The sequence below is a fragment of the Yinghuangia sp. YIM S09857 genome (assembly GCF_051388915.1).
Classification (GTDB): domain Bacteria; phylum Actinomycetota; class Actinomycetes; order Streptomycetales; family Streptomycetaceae; genus Yinghuangia.
Map to the genome: position 1 here is coordinate 218,379 of NZ_JBPKBH010000002.1, position 14,931 is coordinate 233,309.

Sequence of the window (14,931 nt, forward strand, 5' to 3'; positions counted from 1 at the left end):
CCCGTGCCGCCGGTGATGGCCATGTCGAGCGAACTCGCCTCGTTCGTCCGCAGCGATTGCATCGTCAAGGACCCCCGTTCGAGTTCCAGTGTGATCACGGCCTGTGACGTGACCTTTCCGCCCTCGACGTGCACGACCTGAGCTGTCCCGGCGCCGTATCCGACTGTGCGGCCGTTCTCCACCGCGGTGGCGCAGTAGGCGCTCATATCGCCCAGGCTCGGCCCTGCCGGGCCGAGGTCGATCGGATTGTACTCAAGGTCTTTGAGCTGGAGTTCGAAGGTTTCGACCCGGTCCTTTTTCGGGGTACCGGCATCCGCGCTGCCCACGGCGAAGACGCCGACCGAGGCGGTGGCCAGCGACAGGGCGGCGATTTTCAAGAGCAGGGGCCGTGTGTTGTCGTTCCCCATGGTTGAACCTCCTCATTGCGTTTCTCTTGCGCGAATGCGCGAACAACTCGACGCCATGGCGTACGAGTTGTGGCGTACGAGACCGACACCGCAAAGACGTCGTCGCACCGCCGTCAATCGGTGCGGAATGCGTCCACCACGCACACCAGACGCCGCTCCCCGGCGCTCTGTGACAACCGCCGACGATGACCCGCGTCACACGCCCGCACTGTCAACCCCGACCGCCCCGACCGCGCCCACCGCACCGTCGCAGCCTGCGGCCGCCGGCGATTCCGCCCGCGAGGCAAGGACGCGACGCGGCAGGGACACGGAGACCGTCGGGCACGACGGCACCGAACTCGGGCCGAGAGCCGCCCGGTTCGCGGGAAGGCGGCGGCCCGCCCGCCGCCGCTCACGGCGCGGGCGCCTGGACGTCCTGCGCACGCACGCGTTGCACGCACGCGTTCGCCGCCGGGAGCAGGTCGTCAGGTGCCGCCGCCCCTGCCGAGCACGACCACGCTGCCGCCGTCCCCCCGCACGCGACGAGGTCGCCGGCGTCCGAGAACACCACGCAGTAGGTGCGCCCCGTTCTCGGGAACGGGGGTCGGACGGGGGCCTCGGGCCGCGGAGGCGGCGTCGCGCAGGCGGACCGTACCCCTCGACGCATGCCGGACAACCCGCCCGCCGTCGCCGCGACTGACGGATCATCGGTCCACCCATCCCGCCCCGACCCGCGACGGGAGTCCCGTGCACGACGTCGTGCCCCTGCTGGCCCTGATCGCCGCCGGCCACGCCGCCCGGCGTGCCGGGGCCCTCACCTCCGACGACGGCAGTGCCCTGCTGCGCGTGGTCTTCCACATCGCGCTGCCGCCGCTGGTGTTCCTGGCCGTCGTGCACGTCGAGTTCGACGCCTCGCTCGCCCGGCTGAGCCTGCTGGGCCCGACCGTGTGCTGCGGCACCCTGGGCGTGGTCCTGTTGCTGCGCAGGACCGCCCTGCGGACACTCGACCGCCGCCTGTTCGGCGCGTTCCTGACCGGCTGCGCCGTGATGAACACCGGCTTCCTGCTGCCGTTCGCCGAACGCCTCGGCGGCCCCGAGGCCTTGGCCCGGCTGGTCGTCATCGACGCGTTCGTCACGCTCACCACCTTCTCGTTGGTCCACGCCGTCGTGGTCAAGGTCGCCCGCGACGACGCACCCGACAGGCCCCACATGCTGGGGAAGCTGCTCGCGTCGCCGCCGCTGTGGGCGCTGGCGGCCGCCGCCGTGGTCAGGGCCGCCCGCATCACTCCCCCGGCGGTGCTCCTCGACTCCTTCGAGTCGGCCGCCCGCGCCACAGGGGCGCTCATCCTGATCGCGCTGGGGCTGAAGTTCGAGCCGAAGGCCCGCCGGCCGGGACTCCTCGCACTGACCGTCTGCCTGCGGTTCGGCCTCGGTGTGCTCCTGGCCGCAGTGTTCGCCGCCGCCGTGGGCCTCGACGGGCCGGACGCGCGCATCGCCCTGTTCGCGGCGACCGCACCCGTCGGCTTCAACACGATCACGTTCGCCGAACTGGAGGACCTGGAAGTCGAGTTCGCCGCCTCGCAGGTGTCCGTCGGCCTGATCACGGCGCTAGCGCTGTTGCCGTTGACCACCCGGCTCGTCCACCCCTGAACACCCGCGGGCTCCCGCGGGGTCGCCCGGCCGGGACTATCCGCTTTGCGAACCCGGGGCGGCACACCGGAGTCCGCGGAACGGGCCCGCAGGGCCCGCGCCTGTTCCGCCCCGCGTGCGCGAAGTGGACTGCACGGGGCGCCAGTTCGGGCTCGCGGGCGTCGGTGTCGCCTATCATCTGCCTCCTCCGGGCCGGGCCGCGGCCGGTCCCTACGGAAGGCGCCCGTGAACGACACGCCCCAGCAGTACGCGTCCACCGCCGACGCGCCCGGTTCCCCGCCCGGCGGACTGCACCCCGACGTCCTGCGCGAGGTCGCGCGCCTGCGCGGCGCGGTGCCGGACGGGTTCGCGCCGCGCGACGACTTCACCGTCGAGACCCCGGCCGGGGAGCGACGCGTCCCTGACGAGGTCCAGGCGCTGCTGGCGGTCACCTGGCCCGAGGACCACGTCCTGCTCGACGAGGACGGCTGCGGCACGCTCGACCTCCCGATGCAGCTGGAGGTGGAGGAGGGGCCGCCGGACCGGGCGTGGCTGTTCGTCGCCATGACCAGCACCCAGTTCTACTGGCTGGTCGACCTCGACGAGGCCGGCACGGGCGACCCGCCGGTCTACGTCATCGACCACGACTGGGACGACGAGGACGGCATCCCCGCCCCGCACCCCCTGTCCGCGATGCTCGCCGACCTGGAGGCCGTGCCGCCACCGACCGCGGCGGAGCTGCTGCCGCGGGCCTGCGCGTTCGGCGACGCCGACGCCGCCCGCGAGGCCCTGGCCGCCCGCGAACCGGTGCTCGGTCCGCTGGACGACACCGGGCTGACCGCGATGCACCTGGCCGCGATCGGACGCTCCGCCGCCGTCGTGCGGGCGCTCGCCGAGGCGGGGGCCGACCCGGGCGCGGCGGTCGGCGAGACGTTCAGGATCCCCTGGACGTACCGCCACCCCGACCGGCACTGCGACACGTTCGGCGACGTGACGGCCGGGGTGACCCCGCTGCACCTGGCCGTCGCCCGCGATTTCCGCGTGGTGCCCGGGCCCGAGATCACCCCGGACGTCGTCGCCGCGCTGCTCGCCGCGGGCGCCGACCCCAACGCCGCCGACGCGCACGGCCGCACGCCCCTCCACGACGCGGTGACCGCCGCGGGCCCGGACGGCACCGAGGCGGTGCGGCTCCTCGTGGCCGCGGGCGCCGACCCGCACGCGCGCCTGGACGATCCGAAGCACCTGCGCTACCCGGTCAGGTCCCACACCCCGCTGGAGATCGCCCGCGAACTCGACCGCACGGACGCGCTGGCCCTGCTGGACGGCACGTGAGGGCAGCCGCGGAGAACCGCGGCGGTCGGCGGCGGCGCGTCCTCGGCCGGCAGGTCAGGCGGGGACGTCGGTCAGACGCCGCAGCGTGAACGGCTCGTCGAGGATCTCGTCCAGGGCCTTCGCGACGCGGGCGAAGTGCGGCAGCGTGAAGTGGTGCTCCAGGGCCGCGGCGTCGACCCACTCCTCCACGATGATCATCCGGTCGGGGCGCGCCGGGTCCGCGTAGGGCCGGTAGCCCAGGCAGCCCTCCTCGGCCAGCGACGGCGCGACCATCGCGTCCAACTCCTCGCGCAGACGCCGCTCCTGGCCCGGTTTGGCGGTGAACGACGCGACGATGGTCAGCGTGCCCGACGTGGTTGATGCGGTTGACGTGTTCGACATGGAGCGCTCCCCTGCGGGTCGTGGCCGGTACGGAGCCGACCGGCCGGTGCCCTCCATCCTGCGGACCGCGGCACGCCCTGCCCAGGGCCGCGTCCCACCCCGGACCCCCGTTCCTGGGTCCACCGGAACCAGGAACGGGTCCGCCGCCACGATGCCTGACACCACGGGCAGGACAGGGCGCTGACCAGCGTGTTCAATCGATCGGTTGACCGCGCGGCGGGCCACCCCTACTTTGTGTTCAACCGATACGTTGAATACGAGTGGGGTGCGGGGATGTCCGACGACCGGTTGTCCCGCGTGTTCGCGGCGCTCGCCGACCCCACACGGCGCGACATCGTCGCCCGTCTCGCCGTCGGCGACGCCACCGTCAACGAGTTGGCCGCGCCGTACGACATCACCGTGCAGGCCGTCTCCAAGCACATCAGGGTCTTGCAGGACGCCGGGCTCGTCACCCGCGGCCGCGACGCGCAGCGCCGCCCCTGCCACCTGGAGGCCGACGTCCTCGACCTGACGGTGAAGTGGATCGAGCGCTACCGGCGCGAGGCCGAGGACCGCTTCCGCCGCCTGGACGCCGTCCTCGCACGCATGGACGAAACCGGCACCGGCCCCCCAGCCGGCACCCACGCCACGACCGCAGCCACCACCGCAGCCACGGAGGAAGCGGCATCATGAGCACCGCCGACCACACCCCGCGCACGGACCGCCGCAACGGCCGCGACCGCGACGGCCGCGGGGAGACCCGGATCACCGCCGACCCCGCGCTGCCCACCATCGTGATCACACGCGAGTTCGCCGCCCCGCCCGCGCACGTCTTCCGCGCGCACACCGACCCCGCCCTCGTCGTCCAATGGCTCGGCCCGCGCCGCCTCACCATGCGCATCGACCGCTACGACGCCCGCACCGGCGGCTCCTACCGCTACACCCACACCGCCGACGACGGCACCGCCTACGGCTTCCACGGCGTCTTCCACGAGGTACGCCCCCACACCCGCATCGTCCACACGCTCGGCTACGACGGCTCCCCGGACAACGTCAGCCTGGAGACCACCGTCTTCGACGACCTCGGCGACCGCCGCACCCGCGTCACCACCACCTCCCTCATGCAGTCCGTCCGGGCCCGCGACGCCAAACTCGCCACCGGCATGCGCGACGGCATCCGCGACGGACACGAACGCCTCGACGAACTCCTCGCCCGCGACGGCGACAACACCGCCGACCGGCCGGGCACCACCGCGCAGGCCGCCGCGGACAGCCGTACCCCCGCAGACGAACACCGCCGCGTCGCCCACGCGTTCACCGGCCTCGTACGAGCCGTCCCACCCGACGCCTGGGACAACCCGGCACCGTGCGACGGATGGACCGCCCGCGACGTCGTACGCCACCTCGTCGAGTGGTTCCCCGACTTCCTCAAGGCCGGCGCGGGCGTCGACCTGCCCAAGGGCCCCTCCGCCGACGACGACCCGGTGGCCGCCTGGACCGTGCACAGCGACGGCGTCCAAGCACTCCTCGACCAACCCGACACCGCACACCGCACCCTCACCAACCCGCACATCGGCGAACTCCCCCTCGACCGGGCGGTCGACCAGTTCTACACAGCCGACGTCTTCCTGCACACCTGGGACCTCGCCCGCGCCACCGGCCAGGACGAAACCCTCGACCCCCGCAAATGCGCCGAACTCCTGGAAGGCATGCTGCCCATGGACGAAATCCTCCGCAGCAGCGGCCAGTTCGGCCCCCGCACAAACGTCCCCGACGACGCCGACGTCCAGACCCGCCTGCTCGCCTTCATCGGCCGCACACCCTGACCCGCACCCCGAACGCACGCCCTGCCCACGCACCACGGCACCGCTACCCCAACACCCCTACAACACGGCGACCCCGATGTGCAGGCCCGATCTGCACCGCCCGGTTGGCCGTCACCACGTCCTCGCCGAGCAGCGGCACCGCCTGCGCCGTGGTGACCGGCATGGACTCCACCGGCATCCGCTCGATGCGATTCGCGAACGCGTCGAACGCGCCCATCTGCTCCTGCACGGTGCCGACCGCGGCCGAACGAGCACCGCACACGTGCTCAGCCGCCCGTCCGCGACCTCCCGCCGCGGCGGCGCTAGCCGAGGACGAACGGCAGCCGGGCGTCCAACCCGCCGCCCGCCTCCGCCAACCGGGAGCGCTCCGCGGCCGTCGGTGCGCGTCGGCCCGTGCCGAGCAACAGGGCGTCCGCATCCGAGAAGGACACCGGGAACGCCGCACCCGCGATCTCCTCCAGCATCGCCCGCGACCGCGCCAACCCCTCCGCCGGAGGCGGCACCGCCCCCGGCACATGCGCGACCAGGTCCAGGTGGTGCAGCGTCCACTCCAGGACGTACGCCCCCAAATAGTCCCCGACCGTCAGCACCTGCCCGCGCGTCCCCACCAAGGCGCCCCGATCCGCCAGCTCCGCGGCACGCCCCGCGGCCGAACCCACGTCGTCCAGGTGGAACCGCAACAGCCACGGCTCCCCGTACGCCGCCGCCAGCCGCACCGTCAGCGCGTCCAACGGATCCTCCCCCGTCGGCGGCGCCACCAGCTCCCAGTACGTCACCGCGTCCCGCGTCGGCTCCCCCTCCGCAGGCGTCGCCAAAGTGATCAGCACATCCTGCGCGTCGATCACCAGATGGCACACCAGATCCCGCACCAGCCAGCCCGAACACCCCGACCGACGGCCGAAATCCCCGTCCGGCAGATCCGCCACCGCGCCGCGCAACGCCGCCCACGAACCCGAGAAGAGATCCATCCCGGCACGCTAACAGCAGCCCCCGCGACACCCCGACGAACCCCACCCACCCGCGGGCCACCCACCCAACCCCGCCACCGACACCGCACGGACAGGCTCACACCCCCACGTACGCCGCCAAATGCTCGCCCGTCACCGTCGACCGCGCCGCCACCAACTCCGCCGGCGTCCCCTCGAACACCACCCGACCGCCGTCATGGCCCGCCCCCGGACCCAGGTCCACGATCCAGTCCGCGTGCGCCATCACCGCCTGATGATGCTCCACCACGATCACCGACTTCCCCGAATCCACCAACCGGTCCAACAACCCCAGCAACTGCTCCACATCCGCCAGGTGCAGACCCGTCGTCGGCTCGTCCAGGACGTACACCCCGCCCTTCTCACCCAGGTGCGTCGCCAGCTTCAACCGCTGCCGCTCACCACCCGACAACGTCGTCAACGGCTGCCCCAACGTGACGTAGCCCAGCCCCACATCCGCCAACCGCCCCAAAATCGTGTGCGCCGCAGGCGTACGCGCCTCACCCGCACCGAAGAACTCCAACGCCTCCGACACCGGCATCCCCAGCACCTCGCTGATGTCCCGCCCCCCGAACCGGTACTCCAGCACCGACGCGTCGAACCGCCGCCCCTCGCACTCCTCGCACGTGCTCGCCACCCCCGCCATCATCGCCAGATCCGTGAACACGACCCCCGCACCGTTGCAGTTCGGACACGCGCCCTCGGAATTCGCGCTGAACAACGCCGGCTTCACCCCGTTCGCCTTCGCGAACGCCTTCCGGATCGGCTCCAACAACCCCGTGTACGTCGCCGGATTGCTCCGCCGCGACCCCTTGATCGCACCCTGGTCCACCGACACCACACCACCCCCCTTCACCAGCGACCCGTGCACCAGCGAACTCTTCCCCGACCCCGCCACCCCCGTCACGACCACCAACACCCCCAGCGGAAAGTCCACATCCACATCCCGCAGGTTGTTCGCCGACGCCCCCCGCACCGCCAACTTCCCCGACGGCGTCCGCACCGACCCCTTCACCGCCGCCCGGTCGTCGAAATGCCGCCCCGTGACCGTGCCCGCCTTCCGCAGACCCTCCACCGAACCCTCGAAACACACCGTCCCACCCGCCGTACCCGCCCCCGGACCAAGATCCACCACATGGTCCGCGATCACGATCGTCTCCGGCTTGTGCTCCACCACCAGCACCGTGTTGCCCTTGTTCCGCAACCGCAGCAACAACCCGTTCATCCGCTGCACGTCATGCGGATGCAACCCGATCGTCGGCTCGTCGAACACATACGTCGTATCCGTCAGCGACGACCCCAGGTGCCGGATCATCTTCACCCGCTGCGCCTCACCACCCGACAACGTCCCCGACGGCCGGTCCAACGCCAGATACCCCAGCCCGATCTCCACGAACGAGTCCAACGTCCGCCGCAACGCCGCCAGCAGCGGCGCCACCGACGGCTCCTCCAACCCCGCCACCCACTCCGCCAGATCACTGATCTGCATCGCACACGCGTCCGCGATGCCCACCCCGCCGATCTTCGACGCCCGCGCCGCAGCCGTCAGCCGCGTCCCCTCGCACTCCGGACACGTCGTGAACGTCACCGCACGCTCCACGAACTCCCGGATGTGCGGCTGCATCGCCTCCTTGTCCTTCGACAGGAACGACTTCTGGATCTTCGGAATCAACCCCTCGTACGTCAGATTGACCCCGTCCACCTTCACCTTCACCGGCTCGTGGTACAGGAAGTCCTGCATCTCCTTCTTCGTGAACCGCCGGATCGGCTTGCCCGGGTCCAACAGACCCGACTCCGCATACACCCGCACCGTCCAGAAGCTGTCCGACTTCCACCCCGGAATCGTGAACGCGCCCTCCGCCAACGACTTCGAATCGTCGTACAACTGCGTCAGATCGATGTCCGACACCGACCCGCGCCCCTCACACCGCGGACACATCCCCCCGGTCCGGCTGAACGACGCCCGCACCGTCTTCTTGTTCCCGCGCTCCACCGTGATCGCACCGCTCGCCCGCACCGACGGCACATTGAACGAGAACGCGTTCGGCGACCCCCCGAACGGCCTCCCCAACCGGCTGAACAGGATCCGCAGCATCGCGTTCGCATCCGTCGCCGTCCCCACCGTCGACCGCGGATCCGACCCCAACCGCTGCTGGTCCACGATGATCGCCGTCGTCAACCCCTCCAGCACATCCACCTCGGGCCGCGCCAGCGACGGCATGAACCCCTGCACGAACGCGCTGTACGTCTCGTTGATCAACCGCTGCGACTCCGCCGCGATCGTGTCGAACACCAGCGAACTCTTCCCCGAACCCGACACCCCCGTGAACACCGTCAACCGGCGCTTCGGGATCTCGATACTCACGTCCTTCAGGTTGTTCACCCGCGCACCGTGCACCCGGATCAGGTCGTGGCTGTCCGGATCCACCGCCCCCGGATCCGCCCCCACGCCCGCCGCCGCACTCGCGATCCGCTTCGCCGCCGCACCCGCAGGCCGCTTCGCCGCCGCCTTCCGCGCCCCCGCCATCAGCGCGCCTCCTCGATCCGGATCAAATTCCCGAACGGATCCCGGAACGCGCAGTCCCGCACCCCGTACGGCTGATCCGTCGGCTCCTGCACAACCTCCGCATCACCCGCCTGCAACCGGTCGAACACCGAATCCAGATCACGCGTCGCGAAATTGATCCCCGCGAACGTCCCCTTCGCCATCATCTCCGCGATCATCCGCCGCTCCTCCTCCGTCACCCCCGGATCAGCGGCCGGCGGATGCAGCACAATCGACGTCCCCGGCTGCCCCACCGGACCCACCGTGATCCAGCGCAGCCCCTCGTAGCCGACATCGTTCCGCACCTCGAAACCCAGCGTGTCCCGGTAAAAGGCGAGCGCCGCCTCCGGATCCGTCTGCGGCAGGAACGAGGAATGAATCGTCAGGTCCATGCCGCACACGCTAACCGCGGCCCGACGGCGGCGCTTCTCGATTCCTGACCGGCCGCGTCACCCGCTTCGCCACACACGCCGGCATCCCCGCCGTCGCCCCCGCCGCCCGCTCCCGATACGCACTCGGCGGCATCCCCACCAACTCCGCGAACCGCGTACTGAACGTCCCCAACGACTGACACCCCACCGCGAAACACACATCCGTCACGCTCATGTCCCCGCGCCGCAGCAACGCCATCGCCCGCTCGATCCGACGCGTCATCAGATACCCGTACGGAGACTCCCCGTACGCCTGCCGGAACTCCCGGCTCAAATGACCCGCCGACATGTTCGCCCCACGCGCCAACGCCTCGACATTCAACGGCTGCGCATACTCCCGGTCGATCCGGTCCCGCACACGCCGCAACCGCACAAGGTCGAGCACCCGCTGCTCAGAAACCGGCCTGCTGCCCACCCGCGAAATCCTGCCACACCCCCACAACCCGGAAACCGCCCCCGACCCACGCACCCGACACCCCCCGCCGACCCCGACCATCCCCCGTTCGCCCTAAACCGCGAACCCGCCGGCCCACGCCGCGACCGACCCCCAAAAACCTGGCCTGACCAGCACAAACACCCCCACCCCGAACCCGCGCCTAGGCCGTCCCGGCGAACCCCCCGCGCTGCACACCCGCACTCACCGCGTTTGTCTGGGCACACAACGCGACCGACGTCCCACCGGCCGCAACAACGCACCACGCACACGCACCAATGCACACGCCCTGGAGGTCCCCCGTGTACGCAACCCGATTCGCCGCAGGCACCGCCGTGGCCGCCGCACTCCTGGCCACCACCGCACCCGCGGCCATCGCCAACGACGGACACCCCGTCCCGTCCGTACACGCCACCCCCGGCAACGTCCACCCCGGCCAAACCGTGCAACTCACCCTCACCTGCCCCACCGAAGCCGCCGCCGTCGCCGACGGCACCTCCAAAGCCGGCACCATCCTCTTCGGCACCGCCACCAAAGGCGTCTTCACCGGCACCCTCCAAGTCCACGCCACCACCCCCGCCGGCCAATACACCGTGACCGCCAGCTGCTCCTCCGGCCCACCCACCGGAAAGCCCGTCACCACCACCACAACCGTCGTCGTCGCCACCACAACCACCACGACCACGACCACCCCCGTCACCGGCCCCGTCCACACCGGCTTCGGCGGAGCCGCAGGCGGCCCCGACAACACCCAGATCGCCATCGGCACCCTCCTCGCCGCAGGCGCCCTCGGCACCGCCACCCTCATGCTCCGCCGCCGCGCCGCCAACCGCACCTGACCCCCACCACCGACCCCGCCCCGGAACGGCGCACCCGATGCCCCACGGCACCCCCGCCGACCCCACCCAGGACACCACCCCCGGCCGCGCGGCCAGCGCCGCGGCCGGGGGTGGCACACGCCTGCGCCTCACCGCCCTCGCCGCCACCCTCGGCATCGCCGCCCTCCTCATCCACAACGGCGTCGCCGGCACCCCCGGACCACCCGCCCCCGACAACAGCGGCACCACACCCACCGGCGGCAGCGCACCCCTCACCCGATCCACCCCCACCTGGATCCGCATCCCCGCCATCGCCGTCAACGCCCGCCTCATCGGCCTCGACGTCTCCCCCGCCGGCGAACTCGACGTACCCCCCGCCGACCGCGCCGACGTCGCCGGATGGAACACCCAGGCCGTCACCCCCGGCGAAACCGGCACCGCCGTCATCGCCGGACACGTCGACAACAAAAAAGGCCCAGCCGTCTTCTACGACCTCGGCAAACTCGGCACCGGCCGCACCGTCGAAATCCACCGCCGCGACGGCCGCACCGCCGTCTTCACCATCTACGCCGTACGCACCCACCCCCGCGACAACTTCCCCAGCACCCGCGTCTACGGCCCCACCGGACGCCCCGAACTCCGCGTCATCACCTGCGGCGGCACCTACGACGAACACACCGGCTACTCCGCCAACACCGTCGTCTACGCCCACCTCACCGCCACCCGCTGAACCACCCACGGCCAACGGTGAACCGGAATCCCCGAACCGCACCACGACCCGCGCACAACAATCCGAAGAACCCGGACGCCCCGGCACCCCGATGCGACAGTGGACACAAGGGCCGCCGCGCCCCGGCGACGGTCACGCCGAGAGGAGCCGGCCATGACCCGCAAGGTCGCCGACTGCACCAAGACCCCCAACGAAATGGGTTGCAGCCTCGTCATCATCGGCGAAGAGGACGAAGTCCTCCGCGCCGCCGTCGACCACGCCGCACGCGTCCACAACGAACCCGAGACCGACGAGGTCCGCGACTGGATCCGCAACGACCTCGAAGACGAGAACACCTGGCTCGCCGCACACCACGCGACACCCGCCTGACCCGACGCCGACCACCGCGCGACCCCCTCCCACCGCGGGCATAAAATCGACCCGCCATGGACCACAACTCCACACCCGCCGACCGCGCCCACGCCTCCCCACCAGGCGGCCCCGGCCCCCTCGGCCCCGTCACGACCCTCGTCGCCGTCGGCGACTCCTTCACCGAGGGCATGTCCGACCCCTGGCCCGCGCACCACCCGGCCGACGGAGCACACCCCGCCGACACCTACCGCGGCTGGGCCGACCTCCTCGCCGGCCGACTCGCCGACGCCAACCCCGGCCTCCGGTACGCGAACCTCGCCGTCCGCGGCAAGCTCATCGGCCAGATCGCCCGCGACCAGGTCCCCGTCGCCGCCGCCCTCCGCGCCGACCTGACCACCCTCGCCGGCGGACTCAACGACGTCCTGCGCCCGCGCTGCGACCTCGCCGCCGTGTGCGCCGTCCTGGAGGAGTCCGCCGCGACCCTCGCCGCCGCGACCGGACGCCTGGTCCTCTTCCGCAGCACCGACCCGACCCGGCGGCTCAAGTCCAGCGCCCGCCTCATGCCGCGCATCGAGCAACTGGTCTCGTTCGTCGACGACCTCGGCAAGCGCCACGACGCGACCGTCATCGACCTGTTCACCGTCCGCGCGTTCGACGACCCCCGCATGTGGGGCGCCGACCGGCTCCACCTCTCCACCGAAGGCCACCGCCGCGTCGCCGACGCCGTGTGCGAGGCACTCGGCCTCCCGCACGACGCCGACTGGCGCGTACCACTGCCCCCGGCGACCCCGGCCCCCTGGCTCGCCCGCCGCAAGTCCGACGCCCAGTGGGCCAAGGTCCACCTCGGGCCGTGGCTCTACCGCCGCGTCACCGGCCGCTCCTCCGGCGACGGACGCCCGCCCAAGCGCCCGGAACTCACCGCGTGGGACGGCGGCGACCTCCCTTCTTGACGGTGGTTGTGGGGTGTGGTGGAAAAGAACGCATAGCAAGGGCCAGTTATTACATGTTCACCGGAACGAGGGACGCACGGACAGCCGAAGGTCCGGTTGCCGACCCCGCCCGGGCGGCGCAGGCTCGGCTGCATGACCGACAACCCCGTCTCCCTCAGCGATCTGACCGGCTCGTACACCATCGACCCCGTGCACTCCAGGATCGGGTTCTCCGCCCGGCACGCGATGGTCACCAAAGTGCGCGGCGCCTTCAACGAGTTCGAGGGCAAGGCGACCCTCGACGGCGACGACCCGGCGAAGTCCACGGTGTCCGTGAGCATCACGGCCGCGAGCATCGACACGCGCAACGACCAGCGCGACGGCCACCTGCGGACCAACGACTTCCTGGACGCGCCCAACTTCCCGAACATCACCTTCCGGTCGACGGCCGTCGAGCAGGTCGACGACGACACGTACCGCCTCACCGGCGACCTCACCATCAAGGGCGTGACGCACCCGCTGAGCATCGACCTGGAGTACAACGGCGCCGCGCGCGACCCGTACGGCAACCTCCGCGTCGGCTTCGAGGGCTCCGTGGTCATCAAGCGCAAGGACTACGGCATGACCTGGAACGCCACGCTGGAGACCGGCGGCGTCCTGGTCAGCGACAAGGTGACGCTGGAGATCGAGGTGTCCGCGGTCAAGGACGCCTGATCGCCCCCCTCCCCCGCACCCCCTCCCCCGAGCTCCCCGCCGAGTCGCACCGAGCCCCCGCCGATCGACCGGCATGCCGCCGGCACCCGCCGGGGGCTCCCGCGTTGCGCGGCCCGCGCCGACACCGGATGCCCGCTCCCGGGCCGGCCCGCCCTGGGGGTTCGTTCTCCCGGTTGTTATAGTTGGACTATAACAACCGGGAGAACCTATGCCGCCTGTCCGCACACTCCGCTCCGTCGCCCTGCGCCGCATGCTCCTCACCGCGGCCGCCGCCGTCCTCGGATTCGCGGCCGTCGTCGTGGCCTTCGCCGCCTGGCACGCTCGGCTCCCCGATCCGCTCGCCACCCACATGGGTGCCGACGGGCGCGCCGACGACCACACGTCGCAGACCGTCTTCCTCGTCGTCACCGGCATCGTCATCCTCGGCACGGGCGCGCTGAACACCGTCATCGTGTGGTGGTCGCGCGCGTACGCGTGGGGGCAGCGCACGACGGCCGTGGGCAGCGTCGGCTTCAGCGCGTTCCTCGGTTTCCTCGTCATCATGCTGCTGCACGCCAACCTGGACGCGGAGCCGAGCTCGGTCGGCTTCGGCCTCGGCCATCTCGCGGCGGCCGCCGGCGTGTTCGCGGTGGCGGCGGGCCTCGGGTGGCTGCTGGCCGGGCCCCCTGCCGATGAGGTGGTGGGGTCCGGGTCCGTTCCGTCCGCGAAGGCCGGTTATCTGGAGGCCCACGACGGCGAGGTCCTGGTCTGGACGCGCCGCGTGGTCTCCCCCGTCATGGTGGCCGTCACCGTGGCGCTGCCCGTCGTCGGGCTCGTGGTCGGCCTCGTCGGCGACTGGGTGCCGAGCCTGGTGATGCTGGGCGCGGCCCTGGTCACCGGCGCGCTGGCGGCCGTGCGCGTGACGGCCAACCGGTCCGGCCTGACCGTCGCGTACGGCCCGCTCCCCCGCCCCCGCACCCTCGTGCCCCTCGCCCGGATAAACGAGGCGGGCACTCGCGACGTCCGCGCGATGCGCGACTTCGGCGGCTGGGGCTACCGCGTGCGCCGCGGCTCCTCGGGGGTCATCCTCCGTTCGGGCGAAGCCCTTTCGGTCGACCTGGCGACCGGCGGGACGTTCGTCGTCACCGTCGGGGACGCGCGTACGGCCGCCTCCGTCCTCAACACGCTCGCCGCCCGCGGTCGGCGCCACGGCGACGGCCCGGGAGCCCCGGGCGGTCGCCCCGACGGCGGAGGGGCGCGCTAGATGCTGTTCCGCGTCGACCCGGGATCACCCCGGCCGCTGCACGAGCAGATCGCCGCCTCGGTGCGGCGCGCCGTCGCGGACGGCGTGGTCGGGCCCGGCGAGCGGCTGCCCGCCGCCCGCGAGTTGGCTGCTTCGCTGGCCGTCAACGTGCACACCGTCCTGCGCGCCTACCAGCAGCTCCGCGACGAGGGGCTGCTCGACCTGCGCCGCGGCCGCGG

Annotated in this window: 18 protein-coding genes; 11 read left to right on the top strand and 7 right to left on the bottom strand. The window is 71.9% G+C overall.

Translation table 11 applies throughout. The features are described from left to right. On the bottom strand, positions 1 to 407 hold a 407-nt coding region (locus ACRX5S_RS04170), incomplete at its 3' end, for a hypothetical protein (RefSeq protein WP_436771347.1). A 726-nt stretch (positions 408 to 1,133) separates the two neighbouring features. Here ACRX5S_RS04170 and ACRX5S_RS04175 point away from each other — a divergent pair. Both ACRX5S_RS04175 and ACRX5S_RS04180 read left to right on the top strand, forming a co-directional pair. Beyond that, complete coding sequence (locus ACRX5S_RS04175) at positions 1,134 to 2,036, top strand: AEC family transporter (protein ID WP_436771348.1); 903 nt, start codon at positions 1,134 to 1,136, stop codon at positions 2,034 to 2,036. 225 nt (positions 2,037 to 2,261) lie between these two features. Continuing rightward, entirely contained in the window at positions 2,262 to 3,347 is a 1,086-nt protein-coding gene (locus ACRX5S_RS04180; protein WP_436771349.1) for an ankyrin repeat domain-containing protein, read from the top strand. Between the two features lie 54 nt (positions 3,348 to 3,401). On the opposite strand, the gene ACRX5S_RS04185 is transcribed toward ACRX5S_RS04180, so the two are convergent. Beyond that, positions 3,402 to 3,728, bottom strand: coding sequence for a putative quinol monooxygenase (locus ACRX5S_RS04185; RefSeq protein ID WP_436771350.1), 327 nt, complete (start codon positions 3,726 to 3,728; stop codon positions 3,402 to 3,404). Positions 3,729 to 4,001: 273 nt separating this feature from the next. Here ACRX5S_RS04185 and ACRX5S_RS04190 point away from each other — a divergent pair, with 273 nt between their 5' ends. Together ACRX5S_RS04190 and ACRX5S_RS04195 are read left to right on the top strand one after the other, a co-directional pair. Further along, the gene (locus tag ACRX5S_RS04190) at positions 4,002 to 4,400 is read left to right on the top strand and encodes an ArsR/SmtB family transcription factor (RefSeq protein ID WP_436771351.1); all 399 of its coding nucleotides are present in this window, start codon (positions 4,002 to 4,004) and stop codon (positions 4,398 to 4,400) included. Further along, complete coding sequence (locus tag ACRX5S_RS04195; protein ID WP_436771352.1) at positions 4,397 to 5,533, top strand: TIGR03086 family metal-binding protein; 1,137 nt, start codon at positions 4,397 to 4,399, stop codon at positions 5,531 to 5,533. Before ACRX5S_RS04190 ends, ACRX5S_RS04195 begins: the two co-directional genes overlap by 4 nt. 43 nt (positions 5,534 to 5,576) lie before the next feature. Here ACRX5S_RS04195 and ACRX5S_RS04200 read toward each other — a convergent pair whose 3' ends face one another. From ACRX5S_RS04200 to ACRX5S_RS04220, 5 genes are all read right to left on the bottom strand, one after another. Then, a complete protein-coding gene (locus ACRX5S_RS04200) occupies positions 5,577 to 5,750 on the bottom strand; it encodes a hypothetical protein (RefSeq protein ID WP_436771353.1) in 174 nt (57 codons plus the stop codon). A gap of 85 nt (positions 5,751 to 5,835) precedes the next feature. After that, on the bottom strand, positions 5,836 to 6,501 hold the full coding sequence (locus ACRX5S_RS04205) for a maleylpyruvate isomerase N-terminal domain-containing protein (protein ID WP_436771354.1): 666 nt from the start codon (positions 6,499 to 6,501) through the stop codon (positions 5,836 to 5,838). Positions 6,502 to 6,598: 97 nt separating this feature from the next. Further along, a complete protein-coding gene (locus ACRX5S_RS04210; protein ID WP_436771355.1) occupies positions 6,599 to 9,046 on the bottom strand; it encodes an ATP-binding cassette domain-containing protein in 2,448 nt (815 codons plus the stop codon). Further along, entirely contained in the window at positions 9,046 to 9,456 is a 411-nt protein-coding gene (locus ACRX5S_RS04215) for a VOC family protein (RefSeq protein ID WP_436771356.1), read from the bottom strand. The genes ACRX5S_RS04210 and ACRX5S_RS04215 overlap by 1 nt, the downstream gene beginning before the upstream one ends. 10 nt (positions 9,457 to 9,466) lie before the next feature. Next, on the bottom strand, positions 9,467 to 9,910 hold the full coding sequence (locus ACRX5S_RS04220; protein WP_436771357.1) for a helix-turn-helix transcriptional regulator: 444 nt from the start codon (positions 9,908 to 9,910) through the stop codon (positions 9,467 to 9,469). Positions 9,911 to 10,230: 320 nt separating this feature from the next. On the opposite strand from ACRX5S_RS04220, the gene ACRX5S_RS04225 reads away from it, so the two are divergent. From ACRX5S_RS04225 to ACRX5S_RS04255, 7 genes are all read left to right on the top strand, one after another. Further along, positions 10,231 to 10,767 carry a hypothetical protein gene (locus ACRX5S_RS04225; RefSeq protein ID WP_436771358.1) on the top strand — a complete coding sequence of 179 codons (537 nt, stop codon included), beginning with the start codon at positions 10,231 to 10,233 and terminating at the stop codon, positions 10,765 to 10,767. Positions 10,768 to 10,804: 37 nt separating this feature from the next. After that, entirely contained in the window at positions 10,805 to 11,476 is a 672-nt protein-coding gene (locus ACRX5S_RS04230; protein ID WP_436771359.1) for a class F sortase, read from the top strand. Positions 11,477 to 11,629: 153 nt separating this feature from the next. Beyond that, positions 11,630 to 11,845 (top strand): DUF1059 domain-containing protein, encoded by a 216-nt coding sequence (locus ACRX5S_RS04235; RefSeq protein WP_436771360.1) that lies wholly within the window; start codon positions 11,630 to 11,632, stop codon positions 11,843 to 11,845. A 56-nt stretch (positions 11,846 to 11,901) separates the two neighbouring features. Then, entirely contained in the window at positions 11,902 to 12,777 is an 876-nt protein-coding gene (locus ACRX5S_RS04240) for an SGNH/GDSL hydrolase family protein (RefSeq protein WP_436771361.1), read from the top strand. A gap of 132 nt (positions 12,778 to 12,909) precedes the next feature. Beyond that, complete coding sequence (locus tag ACRX5S_RS04245) at positions 12,910 to 13,470, top strand: YceI family protein (protein ID WP_436771362.1); 561 nt, start codon at positions 12,910 to 12,912, stop codon at positions 13,468 to 13,470. Between the two features lie 208 nt (positions 13,471 to 13,678). Continuing rightward, on the top strand, positions 13,679 to 14,713 hold the full coding sequence (locus ACRX5S_RS04250; protein ID WP_436771363.1) for a hypothetical protein: 1,035 nt from the start codon (positions 13,679 to 13,681) through the stop codon (positions 14,711 to 14,713). Continuing rightward, positions 14,714 to 14,931, top strand: a 218-nt coding sequence (locus ACRX5S_RS04255) for a GntR family transcriptional regulator (RefSeq protein ID WP_436771364.1), incomplete at its 3' end; no start/stop codon positions are given. It abuts the gene before it with no gap.